16 protein-coding genes and 1 pseudogene are annotated in these 17849 nt (G+C 72.5%); 12 read left to right on the top strand and 5 right to left on the bottom strand.

Annotated elements, in window-relative coordinates:
• Positions 1–19 precede the first annotated feature (19 nt).
• The 8 genes and pseudogenes from ACZ5NW_RS26980 to ACZ5NW_RS26945 all read left to right on the top strand — a co-directional run bounded on the left by ACZ5NW_RS26980 (position 20) and on the right by ACZ5NW_RS26945 (position 10647).
• The gene (locus ACZ5NW_RS26980) at positions 20–2251 is read left to right on the top strand and encodes a molybdopterin oxidoreductase family protein (protein WP_468746508.1); all 2232 of its coding nucleotides are present in this window, start codon (positions 20–22) and stop codon (positions 2249–2251) included.
• A 124-nt stretch (positions 2252–2375) separates the two neighbouring features.
• Positions 2376–3791, top strand: coding sequence for a CitMHS family transporter (locus ACZ5NW_RS26975; RefSeq protein ID WP_468746507.1), 1416 nt, complete (start codon positions 2376–2378; stop codon positions 3789–3791).
• Between the two features lie 6 nt (positions 3792–3797).
• Positions 3798–4935, top strand: a pseudogene (locus tag ACZ5NW_RS26970) (MFS transporter).
• A 101-nt stretch (positions 4936–5036) separates the two neighbouring features.
• Positions 5037–5618 carry a hypothetical protein gene (locus ACZ5NW_RS26965; RefSeq protein WP_468746506.1) on the top strand — a complete coding sequence of 194 codons (582 nt, stop codon included), beginning with the start codon at positions 5037–5039 and terminating at the stop codon, positions 5616–5618.
• Positions 5605–6570, top strand: coding sequence for a class F sortase (locus tag ACZ5NW_RS26960; protein ID WP_468746505.1), 966 nt, complete (start codon positions 5605–5607; stop codon positions 6568–6570). Before ACZ5NW_RS26965 ends, ACZ5NW_RS26960 begins: the two co-directional genes overlap by 14 nt.
• A gap of 141 nt (positions 6571–6711) precedes the next feature.
• Positions 6712–8049 (top strand): ABC transporter ATP-binding protein, encoded by a 1338-nt coding sequence (locus ACZ5NW_RS26955; RefSeq protein ID WP_468746504.1) that lies wholly within the window; start codon positions 6712–6714, stop codon positions 8047–8049.
• Positions 8050–8161: 112 nt separating this feature from the next.
• The gene (locus tag ACZ5NW_RS26950; RefSeq protein WP_468746503.1) at positions 8162–9550 is read left to right on the top strand and encodes an aldehyde dehydrogenase family protein; all 1389 of its coding nucleotides are present in this window, start codon (positions 8162–8164) and stop codon (positions 9548–9550) included.
• A 14-nt stretch (positions 9551–9564) separates the two neighbouring features.
• Positions 9565–10647, top strand: coding sequence for a Zn-dependent alcohol dehydrogenase (locus ACZ5NW_RS26945; RefSeq protein WP_468746502.1), 1083 nt, complete (start codon positions 9565–9567; stop codon positions 10645–10647).
• Positions 10648–10725: 78 nt separating this feature from the next.
• Here the strand turns inward: ACZ5NW_RS26945 and ACZ5NW_RS26940 are convergent, their stop codons facing one another.
• Both ACZ5NW_RS26940 and ACZ5NW_RS26935 read right to left on the bottom strand, forming a co-directional pair.
• Complete coding sequence (locus ACZ5NW_RS26940; protein ID WP_468746501.1) at positions 10726–11436, bottom strand: ArsR/SmtB family transcription factor; 711 nt, start codon at positions 11434–11436, stop codon at positions 10726–10728.
• A 31-nt stretch (positions 11437–11467) separates the two neighbouring features.
• Positions 11468–12118, bottom strand: coding sequence for a TetR/AcrR family transcriptional regulator (locus ACZ5NW_RS26935; protein WP_468746500.1), 651 nt, complete (start codon positions 12116–12118; stop codon positions 11468–11470).
• Between the two features lie 89 nt (positions 12119–12207).
• Here ACZ5NW_RS26935 and ACZ5NW_RS26930 point away from each other — a divergent pair, with 89 nt between their 5' ends.
• Positions 12208–13359 (top strand): acyl-CoA dehydrogenase family protein, encoded by a 1152-nt coding sequence (locus ACZ5NW_RS26930; RefSeq protein WP_468746499.1) that lies wholly within the window; start codon positions 12208–12210, stop codon positions 13357–13359.
• Positions 13360–13482: 123 nt separating this feature from the next.
• Entirely contained in the window at positions 13483–14106 is a 624-nt protein-coding gene (locus ACZ5NW_RS26925; RefSeq protein WP_468746498.1) for a TetR/AcrR family transcriptional regulator, read from the top strand.
• A gap of 10 nt (positions 14107–14116) precedes the next feature.
• Here the strand turns inward: ACZ5NW_RS26925 and ACZ5NW_RS26920 are convergent, their stop codons facing one another.
• Entirely contained in the window at positions 14117–14578 is a 462-nt protein-coding gene (locus ACZ5NW_RS26920; protein ID WP_468746497.1) for a MaoC family dehydratase, read from the bottom strand.
• A gap of 112 nt (positions 14579–14690) precedes the next feature.
• Here ACZ5NW_RS26920 and soxR point away from each other — a divergent pair, with 112 nt between their 5' ends.
• Complete coding sequence (gene soxR / locus ACZ5NW_RS26915) at positions 14691–15161, top strand: redox-sensitive transcriptional activator SoxR (RefSeq protein ID WP_468746496.1); 471 nt, start codon at positions 14691–14693, stop codon at positions 15159–15161.
• Between the two features lie 44 nt (positions 15162–15205).
• On the opposite strand, the gene ACZ5NW_RS26910 is transcribed toward soxR, so the two are convergent.
• Positions 15206–16273, bottom strand: a complete 1068-nt coding sequence (locus tag ACZ5NW_RS26910; RefSeq protein WP_468746495.1) for an RNA ligase (ATP) — start codon at positions 16271–16273, stop codon at positions 15206–15208.
• Between the two features lie 154 nt (positions 16274–16427).
• On the opposite strand from ACZ5NW_RS26910, the gene ACZ5NW_RS26905 reads away from it, so the two are divergent.
• Positions 16428–17156 (top strand): hypothetical protein, encoded by a 729-nt coding sequence (locus ACZ5NW_RS26905; protein WP_468746494.1) that lies wholly within the window; start codon positions 16428–16430, stop codon positions 17154–17156.
• Between the two features lie 51 nt (positions 17157–17207).
• On the opposite strand, the gene ACZ5NW_RS26900 is transcribed toward ACZ5NW_RS26905, so the two are convergent.
• Positions 17208–17810, bottom strand: coding sequence for a hypothetical protein (locus ACZ5NW_RS26900; RefSeq protein WP_468746493.1), 603 nt, complete (start codon positions 17808–17810; stop codon positions 17208–17210).
• Between the last annotated feature and the right edge of the window lie 39 nt (positions 17811–17849).

The raw sequence follows: 17849 nt of genomic DNA, 5'->3' as shown, positions 1-17849 counted from the left end.
CGCCCCACCGGGAGGACCCGTGTCCCGCACCGCCCTGCGAATCTGCCCCCTGTGCGAGGCCACCTGCGGGCTGACGCTGACCATCGAGGGGACGGCCGTCACCGGCGCCCGCGGTGACCGTGAGGACGTGTTCAGCAAGGGGTTCATCTGCCCCAAGGGCGCCTCCTTCGGCGCCGTCGACGGGGACCCGGACCGGCTCCGCGCCCCCCTCGTCCGCCGCGACGGCGAACTGCGCGAGGCGACCTGGGAGGAGGCCTTCGACGCGGTGGCCGCCGGCATCCGTCCCGTCGTCGAACGGTACGGACCGCACGCGGTCGGCCTGGTCCTCGGCAACCCCAACGTGCACACCGTGGCCGGCGCCCTCTATCCGCCGGTCCTGATCGCCGGCCTCGGCAGCCGCAGCCTGTTCACCGCCTCCACCGTCGACCAGATGCCCAAGCACGTCTCCAGCGGCCTGCTCTACGGCGACGCCAACGCCATCCCCGTGCCCGACCTGGACCACACCGACCATCTGCTCCTCATCGGCGCCAACCCCCTGGAGTCCAACGGCAGTCTGTGCACCGCGCCCGACTTCCCCGGCAAGCTCAAGGCCCTCAAGGCCCGCGGCGGCACCCTCACGGTGATCGACCCGCGCCGCACCCGCACCGCGAAGCTCGCCGACCGGCACATCGCGATCCGGCCCGGCGGTGACGCCCTGCTGCTCGCCGCGATGGCCCACACCCTCTTCGAGGAAGACCTCGTGGACACCGGCGCGTTGACGCCGCACCTCCAGGGACTCGACGAACTCCGCGACGCCGTACGGGACTTCACCCCGGAGGCGGTGGCCGCCGCCTGTGACGTCGAGGCGCCCCTCATCCGCACCCTCGCCCGCGAACTGGCCGCCGCCCCCACCGCCGCCGTCTACGGCCGCATCGGCAGCTGCACCGTCCCGCACGGCACCCTCGCCAGCTGGCTGGTGGACGTCCTCACCATCCTCACCGGCAACCTCGACCGGCCCGGCGGCGCCCTCTTCCCGCAGGCCGCCACCGACAAGGCACCGCGTCCCGCCGGACCGGGACGCGGCTTCCAGCTCGGCCGCTGGCGGTCCCGGGTCGGGCAACACCCCGAGGCCAAGGGCGAGTTGCCGCTGTCCGTGCTCGCCGAGGAGATCGACACCGCGACGGAGGACGACGAGCCGATCCGGGCGCTGATCGCCGTCGCCGCCAACCCCGTGCTGTCCGCGCCCGACGGCGACCGCCTCGACAAGGCCCTGGACTCCCTCGACTTCATGGTCAGCGTCGACCCGTATCTCAACGAGACCTCGCGCCACGCCGACGTCGTCCTGCCCCCGCCCCCGCCCTCGCAGAGCCCGCACCACGACTTCGCCTTCAACACCCTCGCCGTGCGCAACCAGGTGCGCTACTCCCGCCCGGCCGTCCCACTGGAGCCCGGCCGGATGGCCGAGTCGGAGATCCTCGCCCGGCTCACCCTGGCCGTGACCGGCATGCACGGCGCCGACCCGTCGGCCGTCGACGCGATGGTCATCGACCAGACCCTCGGCAAGGCCGTCCGCGACGAGCACTCGCCCGTGCACGGCCGGGACCCGAAGGAACTCGCCGCCCGGCTGACGGGCGACACCGGCGCCGAGCGCCGACTGGACATGATGCTGCGGCTCGGCCCCTACGGCGACGGCTTCGGCGCACGGCCCGACGGGCTGAGCCTCGCCGAACTGCTCGCCCACCCGCACGGCATCGACCTCGGCCCCCTGCGCCCCCGGCTGCCGCAGCCGCTGAAGACCCGCAGCGGCAAGGTCGAACTCCTGCCGCAGCCGATCGCGGACGACCTGCCCAGGCTCGCGCGCGCCCTGAGCGAGAGCACCGACGGACTCGTCCTCGTCGGCCGCCGTCATCTGCGCTCCAACAACAGCTGGATGCACAACGTCCCCGCCCTCACCGGCGGCACCAACCGCTGCACCCTGCACATCCACCCCGAGGACGCCGAGCGGCTCGGCGTGCGCGACGGGGCCGCCGTACGCGTCAAGGGCGCTGGGGGAGAGGTGACCGCCCCCGCGGAGATCACCGACGGCATCCGGCCGGGCGTGGTGAGCCTGCCGCACGGCTGGGGACACGACCGGCCCGGCACCCGGCTGAGCCACGCCGCCCTCGACCCCGGCGTCAACGTCAACCAGCTCCTCGACGGCAGCCTGCTGGACCCCCTGTCGGGCAACGCGGTGCTCAACGGAGTGCCCGTCGAGGTCAGCGCAACTCTGTGACCTGGAGTTTTGCGCTTATTGCTCGCACGTCAACGTCTTGTTAACCCCGGATGGCGCGACCTAACGTCAACGCACCGCCGACCCCCAGGTGGGATGTTCAAGGGCGAACGTTAGGTATCCACACATGCTGACCATCCTCGGCTTCGCCATGATCGCGACCTTCCTGGTCCTGATCATGCTGAAGAAGATGTCGCCGATCGCGGCGCTCGTGCTCATACCGGCACTCTTCTGTGTCGTCGTGGGCAAGGGCGCCGAGCTCGGCGACTACGTCATCGACGGCGTCACCGGCCTCGCCCCCACCGCGGCGATGCTCATGTTCGCGATCGTCTACTTCGGTGTGATGATCGACGTCGGTCTCTTCGACCCGATCGTTCGGGGCATTCTCAAGTTCTGCAAGGCCGACCCGCTGCGCATCGTCGTCGGCACCGCGGTCCTCGCCGCGATCGTCTCCCTCGACGGCGACGGCTCGACCACCTTCATGATCACCGTCTCGGCGATGTACCCGCTGTACAAGCGCCTGAAGATGAGCCTGGTCGTGATGACCGGTGTCGCCGCCATGGCCAACGGCGTGATGAACACCCTGCCGTGGGGCGGCCCGACCGCCCGCGCCGCGACCGCGCTGAAGCTCGACGCCGGCGACATCTTCGTGCCGATGATCCCGGCCCTGGCGATGGGCCTGCTGTTCGTCTTCGCGCTCTCCTACGTCCTCGGCCGCCGCGAGCGCAAGCGGCTCGGCGTGCTCACGCTGGACGAGGTGCTCGTGGAGGAGACCGAGACGGTGCTGGTGGGCGCGGCGGCCGGCGGCAGCGAGGGCAAGGGCGGCAGCAGCAGCGGCAAGGCCACCGGCGGCTCCGGCTCGGGCACGGACGCCGATGTCCCCTTCGAGGAGGCCGACGACCTCCAGGGTCTCGACCCGCACCGCGCCACCCTGCGCCCCAAGCTCTACTGGTTCAACGCGCTGCTCACGGTCGCCCTGCTCACCGCCATGATCATGGAGTGGCTGCCGATCCCGGTGCTCTTCCTGCTCGGCGCGGCCCTGGCCCTGACCGTCAACTTCCCGCACATCCCGGACCAGAGGGCCCGCCTCGCCGCGCACGCCGAGAACGTCCTCAACGTCTCCGGCATGGTCTTCGCCGCCGCCGTCTTCACCGGAGTGCTCAAGGGCACCGGCATGGTCGACCACATGGCCCGCTGGCTGGTGGACAACATCCCCGACGGCATGGGCCCGCACATGGCCTTCGTCACCGGTGTCCTCAGCATCCCGCTGACGTACTTCATGTCGAACGACGGCTTCTACTTCGGTGTCCTGCCGGTGCTCGCCGAGGCCGGCCAGGCCCACGGCGTCTCCTCGCTGGAGATCGCCCGCGCATCGCTCGTCGGCCAGCCGCTGCACATGTCCAGCCCGCTCGTCCCTGCCGTGTACGTCCTGGTGGGCATGGCCAAGGTCGAGTTCGGCGACCACACCCGGTTCGTCGTGAAGTGGGCCGCGCTCACCTCCCTGGTGGTGCTCGGCGCGGGCATCCTGTTCGGCATCATCTGATCGGCCCTGGAGGGGAATTCATGGCTCGTCATAGCCTTCGCCTTCGCGCAGGGGGCGGTGTCGATGGCCCGGCCCGCCGTCTCCTACCGGGCGCTCGCGCTGGGCGCCGACGAGCGGGCGGTCGGTGTCATCGCCGGTGTGTACGCGCTGCTGCCGCTGTTCGCCGCGGTCCCGCTGGGCCGTCGTACCGACCACGGCCGGTGCGCGCCCCTGCTGCCCGTCGGTGTCGTCCTCATCTCCGGCGGCTGCGCGCTGAGCGGCCTCGCGAACTCCCTGGTGGCGATGGCCGTCTGGAGCGGGGTGATGGGCCTCGGCCACCTCTGCTTCGTCATCGGCGCCCAGTCCCTCGTCGCCCGCCGGTCCGCGCCGCACGAACAGGACCGCGACTTCGGGCACTTCACCATCGGCGCCTCCCTCGGCCAGCTGGCCGGCCCGATCGCGGCCGGCGCCCTGATCGACGGTTCCGACCACGCCGCGAGCAGCGCCCTCGCCCTGCTGACCGCGGGCGCGGGCGGCGCCGTCGCCCTCACGTCCCTGTGGCGCGTCGAACGCCCTACGACGGCCACGTCCCGCACGCCACCGGGTGATCGCGTCCCGGTGAGCCGCATCCTGCGCGCCCGGGGCGTCCCGGCGGGCATCCTCGTCAGCATGTCGGTGCTGTCGGCGACCGACATCCTCACCGCCTACCTTCCGGTCGTCGGCGAGCACCGGGACATCGCCCCGTCGGTGATCGGGCTGCTGCTCAGCCTGCGGGCGGCGGCCTCCGTCGCCTGCCGTCTCGTCCTCACCCCGCTGCTGCGGCTGCTCGGCCGGAGCGCCCTGCTCACCGCGACCTGTCTGGCGGCGGCCGCGCTCTGTGCCGGCATCGCGCTGCCGGTGCCGGTGTGGGTGCTGGCCCTGATGCTCGCGGTCCTCGGCTTCTGCCTCGGCGTCGGTCAGCCGCTGTCGATGACGACGGTCGTCCAGGCGGCGCCCGACGGCCGGGGTCGCGGGGGTGGCCGCGCCCTTCGTGATGCTCGCCGGGTTGCTGCTGCTGTCGTCGGGGGTGGCGCTGCGGTCGCCGGAGCGGCCGGCCGGTGCGTCCGGGCCGGCGCCGAACGCCCCGCGGATGAAGAGGGTGGTGGGCCGGAAGAGGGACAGCTGACGGGTCGTAGGGCGCTGCTCCTGCGATTCGCCGGGCACATATGACAAAGAGTCAGAAGACAAACGATTTGTATGAAAATCGTCTGACTCGGAGGAGTGTGCATGTCCACCATGTCCCTGCCGCGCCGCGCGGCGGCCCCGCTCGCGGCCCTCGTCGCCGTGGGAAGCGTCCTGACCGCCGCGCCCTCGGCCACCGCGGCCCCGGGCGACAACGGCGACGTCAAGATCCACGTGTGGGGCAAGCCGGAGGCCGAGCCGGACAACAACCCGCACGTCTGCCGTTTCTACCTCGACGCCTTCAACTTCGACCCGGGGGAGACGGTCAACTGGAAGATCGAGACCCAGCCCCCGTCCACTGGCGGCACCCCCCGCACCGGCTCCGAGGTCATGGACGCCATGGGCAACGGCAAGACCGACGAGATCAAGGGCCTGCCCGACGGCCACTATCGGCTCACCTGGCTGTCGACGAACGGTCATGGGGCGGGTAAGCACAAGGTGTTCTGGATCGACTGTGCCCCCGGCGGCCCCGGCGGCGGCCCCAACGGCGGTCCGCCCGCCGGTGGTGGCGGCCTCGCCAAGGAGGAGGCGTTCTCGCCGGTCGCCGGTGCCGCCGCCGTCGGTCTCGCCGCGGTCGCGGGGGCGGTCTGGTTCCGGCTCCGCCGCCGCTCGCATGGCGCCGCGTAGACCCACCCGCAGGCCGTGGCACCGGACCCGCGCCTACCGCCTCGCCCGGACGGCGGTCCTGGCCGTCTCCCTGGCGGCGACCGGCGCCTGGTGGTCCCACGCCGAGGACCCCGGGGAAGCGACGATCACCGCTTCCCCGGGCTCCCGGGCCCACACCACGCCCCCGAACACCGCGCCCCCGGCCCAAGCGGCCACGCACCCCGACGGCACGGCCCCGACCCAGAACACCCCGAACCGAGCCGGCCTGGGCACGGGCCTCGCACTGGCGGGCGCGGTGGCCCGACCGACACCCCCGCCAGAAGCATCGGGCGGCGCTGACCCCACGCGGCCCAGCCCACCGGCAACCGCCCGGGCGACCCGGCCGACACCCCCGTCGGGAGCCCCGGACCGCCCCGCCCCCACCGCCCGGGCCCGCACGACGGCCCCCGGCCCCGCCCGGGGCCGCCCCACCCCCCGCCGTCCCCCCGGCCCCCTTCCGCTGCCCCCCTCCCGCGCCGTCCGCCTGACCGTCCCCTATCTCGGGATCGACGCCCCCGTCACCGGGCTTCGGCTCGGTGCGGACCGGCGGTTGCCCGCGCCGCCCGACGACGATCCGAATCTGGCCGGCTGGTACGAGGGGGGCCCGGCGCCCGGGGGTGCCGGGACCGCCGTGGCCGTCGGGCATCTCGACACCGATCACGGGCCCGCCGTCTTCGCCCCCCTGAGCGAGATGAAGCCCGGGCACACGGTCGAGGTCCGCCGCGCGGACGGACGCACCGCCGTCTACACGGTCGACGCCGTGAAGGAGTACGAGAAGGCGCACTTCCCCAGCCGGAAGGTCTACGGCGACCGGGGCCGCCCCGAGCTGCGGCTCATCACCTGCGGCGGCTCCTACGACCGCCGCAAGGGCTACTCCGGCAACATCGTCGTCTACGCCCACCTCACCGCCGTACGACCGCCCCACTCGCACTGAATCGATCCGTCCGCTTTCTCACCTGTCGGACCGGCCGCCCGATTCCCGCTCCGTCCCTTTCCCGGGCGCGCACAGTCCGTTAGCTTCCGTGACTCGCACAGGCCACGTACGACCCGCGAGTGAGCCCGAGGGACGACTCTCATGACACGCGCCATCTCCCTGCACGACGTGAGCAAGGTGTACGCCAAGGGCGTGCGCGTGGTGGACCGGCTCACGCTGGACATCGCACCGGGCGAGTTCCTCGTACTGCTCGGCCCCTCCGGCTGCGGCAAGTCCACCGTGCTGCGCATGATCGCCGGCCTGGAGGAGATCACCGAGGGCGAACTGCTCCTCGACGGCGCCCCGTCGGGCCATCTGATGCCCGCCGAGCGGAACATCGCGATGGTGTTCCAGAACTTCGCCCTCTACCCGAACATGACGAGCCGCGACAACATCGGCTTCCCGCTGCGCATCGAGGCCCCCGGCACCGACCCGCGCGACCGCGTCGACGCCACCGCCCGCATGCTCGGCATCGAGGAACTCCTGCACCGCTTCCCGGCCCAGCTCTCCGGCGGCGAACGCCAGCGCGTCGCCATGGGCCGGGCCATCGCCCGCCGCCCCTCAGCGTTCCTGATGGACGAGCCGCTGTCCAACCTGGACGCCAAGCTCCGCAGCCATCTCAGGGCCGAAATATCCACCCTGACCCGCGCGTTGGGCGTCACCACGGTCTACGTCACCCACGACCAGGCCGAGGCCATGTCCCTCGGCGACCGGGTGGCCGTGCTGCGCGGCGGAGTGCTCCAGCAGATCGACACCCCGCGCTCGGTCTACGCCCTGCCCCGCAACCTCTTCGTCGCCGCCTTCGTCGGCACCCCCCGCATCAATCTGCTGCGCGGGACGGTCCGCGCCCCCCTCGACGGCGCGATGACCATCAGCCTCGGCAAGCAGGCGCTGCGGCTGCCCGAGCCGCTCTCCACGGACCACCGGCTGCTGCGCGTGCAGCAGGGCCGCGAGGTGATCGTCGGACTGCGCTCGGAGGCCGTCCGCGTCGCCGACCCGGCCACCGCCCGGCCCGGCGAGACCCTGATCACCGGTCTGGTGGAGCACGTGGAGTTCCAGGGCCACGAGGTGCTCGCGCACTTCAACACCGGGTCCCGCCCGGCCGTCGTACCCGAACTGGAGGCCCCGCGCCCGGCTCCCGACGCGCCCCGCCGCCGGCGCCGGCGCCCGGAGGGCTCGGTCCTCGACCGGCTCCGGGAACGCGCCGGAAGCCTGCGGGCAGGGCCGGTCGTGGTGCTGGACGAGCCGCAGGAGCAGCCCGTGGCGCCCCCGGAGGGCCGCCTCCCCGGCGATCTGGTCGTGCGCACCACCCCGGACTTCGACCTGCGCCACGGCATGCAGGTCCCCCTCCTGGTGGACCTCGCCCACCTGCTGGTCTTCGACCACTACGGCGACCGCATCTGCCCGACCCCGGCCCGCCTGCCGGACCTGGACGAGTGAACCGTCCGCCCGGGCGGGCCCGCGGCCCGTCGCCACCGGTCCGCTCTGGTGCCGCAAAACTAACGCCGATAGTTTGGGCCCCGGACGACGAGGACCGCCCGGAAGGAACCCGATGAAGGCACACGACGGCATCTACCTCGACGGCGCCTGGCGCCCGGCCGTGAGCCGGGAGGTGATCGACGTCGTCAACCCGGTCGACGAGCAGGTGATCGCCCAGGTCCCGGCGGCCGGCCCGGAGGACGTCGACGCCGCCGTCCGCGCGGCCCGCGCCGCCCTGCCGGCCTGGGCCGCCACACCGCCCGCCGAGCGCGCCGCCCGCCTGGCCGCCCTGCGGGACGTGCTCGCGGCCCGCGCGGAGGAGATCGCCGAGACCGTCACCGCCGAACTCGGCTCCCCCCTGGCCTTCTCCCGGGCGGTCCACGCCGGCGTGCCGATCGCGGTCGCGGGCTCCTACGCCGACCTGGCCGCGACCCATGTCTTCGAGGAGCGGGTCGGCAACTCGACCGTCCTGCACGAGCCGATCGGCGTGGTCGCCGCGATCACCCCCTGGAACTACCCCCTCCACCAGATCGTCGCCAAGGTCGCCCCCGCGCTCGCGGCCGGCTGCACGGTCGTCCTGAAGCCCGCCGAGGACACGCCGCTGGTCGCCCAGCTCTTCGCCGAGGCGGTCCATGAGGCGGGCGTCCCCGCCGGCGTCCTCAACCTGGTCACCGGCCTCGGCCCGGTCGCCGGACAGGCCCTCGCCGGGCACCCCGGCGTCGACCTGGTCTCCTTCACCGGCTCCACGGCCGTCGGCCGGAGCATCGCCGCGACGGCGGGGGCGGCGATCAAGAAGGTCGCCCTCGAACTCGGCGGCAAGTCCGCCAACGTCATCCTGCCGAGCGCCGACCTCGCCCGCGCCGTCAACGTCGGCGTCGCCAACGTGATGTCCAACTCCGGCCAGACGTGCAGCGCCTGGACGCGGATGCTGGTGCACGACGCGCACTACGAGGAGGCGGTCGAGCTGGCACGGGCCGCCGCCGCGAAGTACGGCGACCGCATCGGGCCCCTCGTCAACGCCAAGCAGCGCGACCGGGTGCGCGGTTACATCGACCAGGGCATCGCCGAGGGCGCCCGCCTGGTCACGGGCGGCACCGAACCGCCGTACGAGAAGGGGTACTTCGTCAGCCCGACGGTCTTCGCCGAGGTGACGCCGGAGATGACGATCGCCCAGGAGGAGATCTTCGGCCCCGTCCTGTCGATCCTGCGCTACGCCGACGAGGAGGACGCCCTGCGCATCGCCAACGGCACGGTCTACGGCCTCGCCGGAGCCGTCTGGGCCGGCGACGAGGCCGAGGCCGTCGCCTTCGCCCGCCGCATGGACACCGGGCAGGTCGACATCAACGGCGGCCGCTTCAACCCGCTGGCCCCCTTCGGCGGCTACAAGCAGTCCGGCGTCGGCCGCGAACTCGGCACCCACGGCCTCGCCGAGTACCTCCACACCAAGTCCCTGCAGTTCTAGGAGAGTCGACCCTGATGACCGTACGAGCCGCCGTCCTGACGGCCATCGGTGCCCCGCTGGAGATCACCGAGATCGACCTCCCGGACCCCGGCCCCGGACAGGTCCGTGTCCGCCTCGCCGCCGCCGGCGTCTGCCACTCCGACCTGTCCCTCACCAACGGCACCATGCGCGTGCCGGTCCCGGCCGTCCTGGGCCACGAGGGCGCGGGCACCGTCGTGGCCGTCGGCGAGGGCGTGACCCACGTCGCGCCCGGCGACGGGGTGGTCCTCAACTGGGCCCCGTCCTGCGGCGCGTGCCACGCCTGCTCGCTCGGCGAGGTCTGGCTGTGCGCCAACGCCATGAACGGCGCCGCGAACGTGTACGCCCGCACCACGCGGGGCGTCGACCTCCACCCCGGCCTGAACGTGGCCGCGTTCGCCGAGGAGACCGTCGTCCCGGCCGCCTGCGTCCTGCCCCTGCCGGAGGGCGTCCCCCTCACCGACGCGGCCCTCCTCGGCTGCGCCGTCCTCACGGGCTACGGCGCCGTCCACCACGCGGCGCGCGTCCGCGAGGGCGAGACGGTCGCCGTCTTCGGCGTCGGCGGGGTGGGCCTGGCGACCCTCCAGGCGGCCCGGATCGCGGGCGCGTCGAGGATCGTCGCGGTCGACGTCTCCCCGGAGAAGGAGGAACTGGCCCGCGCGGCGGGCGCCACGGACTACGTCCTCGCCTCCGCGGACACCGCCCGCGAGATCCGCGGCCTCACCGGCAAGCAGGGCGTCGACGTGGCGGTGGAGTGCGTGGGCAGCGCGGTCACCATCCGCACGGCCTGGGAATCGACACGCCGAGGCGGCCGCACGACGGTCGTCGGCATCGGCGGCAAGGACCAACAGGTCACCTTCAACGCCCTGGAGATCTTCCACTGGGGCCGCACCCTGGCGGGCTGCGTCTACGGCAACACGAACCCGGCGGAGGACCTGCCGATCCTGGCCACCCACGTACGCGAGGGCCGCCTGGACCTAACGGCGTTGGTGACGGACCGCATCACCCTGGACGACATCCCAACAGCTTTCGAAAACATGCTGGCAGGCAAGGGCGCGAGAGCCCTGGTGATTTTTTAAAGAGGGGCGAGTGAAACGCGCCCCGAAAGGGGCGCGGGGAACTGCGCGATCAACCACAACGCAGCCGCACCAAACCACCTACCGCAACGCACCCACATCAATCCCCAGCAACTCCCCAAACACCCGCTCCCCGACGGCAGTCACCCGCACCGCCCGCTCGGACCCGATCCGCTCGCACCACCCCACGTCCAGCGCGTGAGCGCACAACGCCGCCCCCGCCACACCGGCGAGGTGAGGACGCCGCTCGGTCCAGTCGAGACAAGCCCGAACCAGCGGCCGCCGCCCCGCGCGCTCAAGGGAGATGCCGACGGCGGCAAACCACCGCAGACCCGCGTCCGTCAACGCGAACCCCGTGTCGTCCCGCAACAGCCCCCGCGAGGCCATCGCATCGGTGACCGCGATACCGAGCCGCCCCGCGAGATGGTCGTAGCAGGTGCGCCCCCGGGCCATGGCCGACCCGGCACTGGACTCCCGCAACGTGCGGGGCCGCCGTACCTCCTCCGGAGCGATCCGCCCGGCGAGATCCTCGACGAGGTGCGCGACCGACGCGTCGGCGAGGCGCACATACCGGTGCCGCCCCTGCCGCTCCTCGCCGAGCAGCCCGCCCGCGACCAGCTTGCCGAGGTGCTCGCTGAGCGTCGACGGGGCGACGCCCGCGTGCCGGGCCAGCTCACCCGCGGTCCAGGCCCGCCCGTCCAGCAGTGCCAGCAGGCACGCGGCCCGTGTCTCGTCGGCGATCAGCCCCGCGAGCCGGGCCAGCCGAGCCGCCTGCGATTCCCTGGTGGTCATGCGTCCCAGGATGGCGCACGGACACTTCGGTTCACGCCGAAGTGTCCGCGGCGGCGCGCTGCTGGTACTGCAGGGCCAGCCCGTCCAGCAGTGCGTCGAGCCCCGTCTCGAAGGCGCGCTCGTCGATCTTCTCCCGCTGTTCGGCGAGCAGGTGGGCCTGGCCGAGGTGGGGATAGTCGGCCGGGTCGTAGGCGCTGGCGTCGTCGACGAAGCCCCGGGCGAAGGAGCCCAGCGCGGAGCCCATGATGAAGTACCGCATCAGCGCGCCGATCGAGGTGGCCTGCGCGGGCGGCCAGCCGGCGTCGACCATCGCGCCGTAGACCGCGTCGGCGAGCCGCAGCGCGGCCGGGCGGCGGCCGGGGCCGCTGGCGAGGACGGGGACGATGTTGGGGTGGTCGCGCAGGGCGCCGCGGTAGGAGACGGCCCAGTCGTGCAGCGCGGTCCGCCAGTCCCGGCCGTCGTCGAACATCGACAGGTCGACCTGCGCGCTCACCGAGTCCGCGACCGCCTCCAGGATCTCGTCCTTGGTGCGGAAGTGGTTGTAGAGCGACGGCCCGCTCACTCCCAGCTCGGCGGCGAGCCGGCGGGTGGAGACGGCCGACAGGCCCTCCGCGTCCACGAGTTCGCGCGCCGTCTCGACGATCCGGTCGGTGCTCAGGAGGGGCTTGCGCGGTCGGGCCATGGCGCACATAGTAGGGCTGCGTCCGGAAACTAGCAGTGCTAATTTAAATGTACGGCTTTCAAGGTCCGTTATCTGTGGGGTGACTCGGCATGAACCTGGAGCTCAGCGAGGAGCAGACCGCCGTACGGCGGCTCGCCCGGGACTTCGTGGAGCGCGAGATCGCCCCTCACTCCGTGGCCTGGGACCGCGCCGAAGAGGTCGACCGCTCGATCGTCAAGAAACTCGGCGAGGTCGGCTTCCTGGGCCTGACCGTCGACGAGGAGTACGGCGGCTCGGGCGGCGACCATCTGGCGTACTGCCTGGTCACGGAGGAGCTCGGACGCGGGGACTCGTCCGTGCGCGGCATCGTCTCCGTCTCGCTCGGGCTGGTCGCCAAGACGATCGCCGCCTGGGGGAGCGAGGAGCAGAAGCGGCACTGGCTGCCGGGCCTCACCTCCGGCGAGCTCGTCGGCTGCTTCGGCCTCACCGAGCCCGGCACCGGCTCGGACGCCGGGAACCTCACCACCCGCGCGGTCCGCGAGGGCGGCGACTTCGTGATCAACGGCAGCAAGATGTTCATCACCAACGGCACCTGGGCCGACGTCGTCCTGCTCTTCGCCCGCTCCACCGACGCCCCCGGCCACAAGGGCGTCTCCGTCTTCCTGGTCCCGGCGGACACCCCGGGCCTGACCCGCCGCCCGATCCACGGCAAGCTCGGCCTGCGCGGCCAGGCCACCGCGGAACTCGTGCTCCAGGACGTCCGCGTGCCCGCGTCCGCGCTGCTCGGCGAGGAGGGCAAGGGTTTCTCGGTGGCCATGTCGGCGCTGGCCAAGGGGCGGATGTCGGTGGCCGCCGGCTGTGTCGGCATAGCGCAGGCCGCCCTGGACGCGGCCGTGCGCCAGGCGGGCGAGCGCGAGCAGTTCGGCAGGACCATCGCCCACCACCAGCTCGTCCAGGAGCTGATCAGCGACATCGCCGTCGACGTGGACGCCGCGCGCCTGCTGACCTGGCGGGTCGCCGACCTCGTCGACCGGGGCCTGCCCTTCGCCGTGGAGTCCTCCAAGGCCAAGCTCTTCGCCTCCGAGGCCGCCGTGCGCGCCGCCAACAACGCCCTCCAGGTCTTCGGCGGCTATGGCTACATCGACGAGTACCCGGCCGGAAAGCTGCTGCGCGACGCCCGTGTGATGACTCTCTACGAGGGCACCACCCAGATCCAGAAGCTGCTCATCGGCCGCTCCCTGACCGGCGTCTCGGCCTTCTGAGCACGTACCCGTCGAGAAGCTCTGCGCCATGCCGTGGGCCGCGCCCCGAAGGGGCCACTAAGCGCTCGCTCACCTTCGGCGGTATGGTGGTGCCCCTGTCGGAGACGAGGAACGGGGCGAGTGATGAGTGCGGCGGAGGAGATCGGCGGCGGAGACGCGCAGCCGTGGGGCGAGGTCACCCCTGACGCGGCCCGGCGACTGCTGATCGCCGCGGTCGAGGCCTTCGCCGAGCGCGGCTACCACGCCACGACGACCCGGGACATCGCGGGCCGCGCCGGGATGAGCCCGGCCGCGCTCTACATCCACTACAAGACCAAGGAAGAGCTGCTCCACCGCATCAGCCGGATCGGCCACGAGAAGGCGCTGGACATCCTGCGCTCGGCGGCCCGGCGCGAGGGCACCGCGACCGAGCGGCTCGCCGACGCGGTCAGCTCCTTCGTCCGCTGGCACGCGGGCGGACGCACCACCGCCCGGGTCGTGCAGTACGAACTCGACTCCCTCGGCCCCGCGGCCCGCGCCGAGATCGTGGGACTGCGCAAGCAGGTCAACGCCGAGGTGCGCGGCATCATCGAGGACGGCGTCGCCACCGGCGAGTTCGACGTGCCCGACGTGCACGGCACGACGCTCGCCGTGCTGTCGCTGTGCATCGACGTCGCCCGCTGGTTCAACGTGAACGGTCCCCGGACGCCCGACGAGGTCGGCGCGCTCTACGCCGACCTCGTGCTGCGGATGGTGGGGGCCAAGTAGCCGCCGCCGGTCAGAGGTAGTACCGGGACACCGACTCCGCGACGCAGACCGGCTTGTCGCCGCCCTCGCGCTCGACCGTGAAGGAGACGGTGACCTGCACACCGCCGGTCACGTCGTCGACGCCGGTGATCGTCGCGGTGGCGCGCAGCCGGGAGCCGACCGGGACGGTGGCGGGGAAGCGGACCTTGTTGGTGCCGTAGTTGACACCCATCTTCGCACCCTCGACGGAGATCAGCTGAGGGCCGAAGAGCGGCAGCAGCGACAGCGTGAGATAGCCGTGGGCGATGGTCGTCCCGAACGGCCCCGCCGCGGCCTTCTCCGGGTCGACGTGGATCCACTGATGGTCGCCCGTGGCCTCGGCGAACAGGTCGATGCGCTTCTGGTCGATCTCCAGCCAGTCGGTGTACCCCAGCTGCTCGCCCACCGCCGACCTCAGTTCGTCGGCGGACCTGAAGATCCTCGGCTCTGCCATGTGTCTCCCCGGCCTCTCGTGCGGTGCCATGCTAAGCGACTGCTTAGCATGCTCGCCCCGGGTTCCCCTGTCAACGGACACGGGGTGTCACACGATCGGTAGGCTTCGAGGGGTGCCCCAGATTCCCGAGAAGATCCACGAGCTCACCGTCGGCCAGCTCTCCGCGCGCAGCGGCGCGGCCGTCTCGGCCCTGCACTTCTATGAGGCCAAGGGCTTGATCAGCAGCCGGCGCACCTCCGGCAACCAGCGGCGCTACGGCCGCGACACCCTGCGCCGGGTCGCCTTCATCCGGGCGGCCCAGCGGGTCGGCATCCCGCTGGCCACGATCCGGGAGGCCCTGGCGGAACTGCCGGAGGAGCGGACCCCGACCCGTGAGGACTGGGCCCGCCTCTCCGAGCGCTGGCGCTCCGAACTGGACGAGCGCATCAGCCAACTCAACCGGCTCCGCGACCACTTGACCGACTGCATCGGCTGCGGCTGCCTGTCGCTGAGCAGTTGTGTCCTGTCCAACCCGGACGACGCCTTCGGCCGGCGGGGCCCGGGCTCCCGCCTGATGGCGGAACACCCCAAGGAGCGCTCCTAGCTCCTGGAACACCCCAAGGAGCGCTTCTGGTATTGACCGCAGCCCTACTCGTACTCGGTCCCACCCTTTCGGGTCAGATACGCCGCGCTCACCGCCTTCGCGATGGCCCGGCCCCCGACCACCGGGCTGTACCGCTCCACGGCCGGCCGGATCACCACGCCCTCCCGCAGATGCAGCTCCCGCCCCGACACGGTCTCGCGCCCGCTCGCGTGCCGCAGGACCGTCTCACTGTCGTACGGCCCCTCGAACACCCGGGGCACCAGCGGCAGTTCGCCGTCCAGCAGCTCCGCGGCGTCCAGCCACCGCACCTCGCCCCCGATCTCCGCCGACACATCGAACACCGCGTACCCCAGCGTGTCCCGCCGTCCGTCCGCGCCGTACGTCAGGTCCTGGACCCCCGCGCCGAACACCTCCCCGAAGATCCCGACCCGCCGCGCCCCCAGCCGTCCGGCCAGCCGCGCCGCGACCTCGGGGACCCCGTGCCCCCGCACGGCCCGCCAGTACAGATTGCGCGGATCCTCCTTCAGCGCCAGCGACTTCGCCCCGAAGCCCTTGGACGAGACGAACACCCGCTCCTCGTCGGCGACATACGTCACCAGGCACGCCGATCCGTGCAGCTTCTCGGTCAGCACCACCGGCTCGCCGGCCGTGAAGACGTCCGGATACCGCTGGATGTTCTCGATGTCGACCCACGGCAGCAGATCGGGCGCGGACTCCACATCCCCGTTCATCGTCGGGGGGATCGGCGGCACCCACTTCGTGATGCCCAGCAGCTCCGCGAAGTCCGTGCCGTCCGCCGCGGCCCGCGCCAGATCGACGTCCGCCAGCGCCTTCGGCCGGCACACGATCCCCTGCGACAGCTCGCCCCGCAGCCGCACCGCCTTCACCCGGTCCGCGTTGCCGCCCGCCAGCCGCCCGGTCAGCCCCAGCTCCTCGATCAGCCCCGCCGGAAGCACGGACTGCTCGGGGATGTACACGGCCACCTCGCCGGTGCGGTAGGCGCCCTTGGCCACGACCGCTCGATACAGGCCCACCTGGGCCAGTTCGAGGGCGTCGGCGTTCGGATGCTCATGGACGGTCAGCACTTCGGCGGTGACGCGCAGCGTCGACATACGGGGCTCCTCCGGGAACTCAGCTCGGTTTCATCGCCCCCACTGTCGCGATCGGATAAGCGCTGGAGCGACCCGATTAGCGGCTGGTAGTGTCGCGCTCTTCGGCCGGCGGCCATCCGCCGCCGCGCACGGAGTTCCGACGGGACCGACTCCCATGACCTCGAAGGCCCTCGCCGCCGCGCTGGCGGACATCGACACCGTCTTCAACGGCTTCGCCAGCCCCCGCGAGACCAACTGCCCGCTGTGCCACGCCCCCGAGCACGCCGCCCACCTGCGCACGCCGTACACCCGTGTGCCCCCCGACGTCGTGGAGATGTACGTCTTCGAGGTGGCCGACCACTTCGACGACCACGCCGCCTCGATGCGCCGGCTGCTGCCGCAGGCCTCGCACGCGCTGGCGGACGGCACGCTGGACGGGGTCGGCTGGGGTGCGCACGGTCTGGTCAAGGCGGACTGGCGGACCTGGCCGGCCGAGCAGGCGGCGGCCATCGACGCGTTCGTGCGCGCCTGGTGGCAGGAGGTCCTCGCGACGCCCGAGCCCGCCTACGCGGTCCATGAGATCTTCGAGCTGTGTAGCGCGATCGCCCGGACCGTGACGCCCTTCCTCGACACCTGGGTCCGCGGCCCGGCGGCGGACGCGCATCTCGTCCCCTGCGTCGAGGAGTGGCTCTACGATCTGCTCTCCGACTACTCGCCGTTCGACTGGTGGCAGAACGACAGCGAGGACGCGGCCGTCGCCGAGCTGCGCGCGTGGCTGATCGGGCCGGGTGCCGCCCGGCTGCGCGCCCAGGGCGAGTCCGATCTCGCCGCCCGCTGCGAACTCCTCGCCCTGCCCTGCGACGAGCGCTGGGTCCATCCGTACTGGGACACCGTCACCGGCTGAGCGGTGGACGTCCGCAGGGGGTGCGGCATCCCCGGCGCACCCCCGCCGTGCTCAGGCCGACATCAGCAGCCGTTCGCGCCGGGCGAACGCCAGCGCCTCGGGCGTCAGCACGGGCCGCGGCACGAGTATCCCGCAGTTCCCGCAGACCGGACCGGAGGACGGCTCATGGTCCAGGTCGTATGTCCACCGCAGCCGTTCGCCGCCGCACACCGGGCAGGCCGCGCCCGGTTCGCGCTCCAGCGCGGCGATCAGCCGGCGCAGTACCTCGGCCAGCGGCTCACGGGGGTGGACCCGCGGGTCGTCGCACCACGCCACACCGAAGCCGCCCCAGGTCAGCCGGTGCCAGTCGTCGACACTGCCCGGCCTGCGCAGCCCGTCGTGCTTCTCCTTCCTGCGGCGCTCGGCGAACTCCACCTCGTAGGCGAGCCACACCGCGCGTGCCTCCTCCAGCTCCTCCAGCGCGGCCACGAGCCGCACCGGGTCGGGGGAGCGGTCCTCCGGGTCGAACCCGGCCCGGGAGCACAGGTGGTCCCAGGTCGCCCGGTGGCCGTAGGGCGCGAAACGCTCAAGGCACTTGCGCAGGGAATAACGCCGCAGGGCCAGATCGCACCGCGGGTCGCGCACCTGTCTCGCCAGACTCCGGAAACCGGCCATCGCCTTGCACCTCCGTCACATCTGCACCTGTACTTCGGT

The sequence above is a fragment of the Streptomyces sp. NPDC032126 genome (assembly GCF_055580085.1).
Note: the sequence above shows the minus strand (reverse complement) of the source record. Positions and strands in the feature narration are given on the sequence as shown.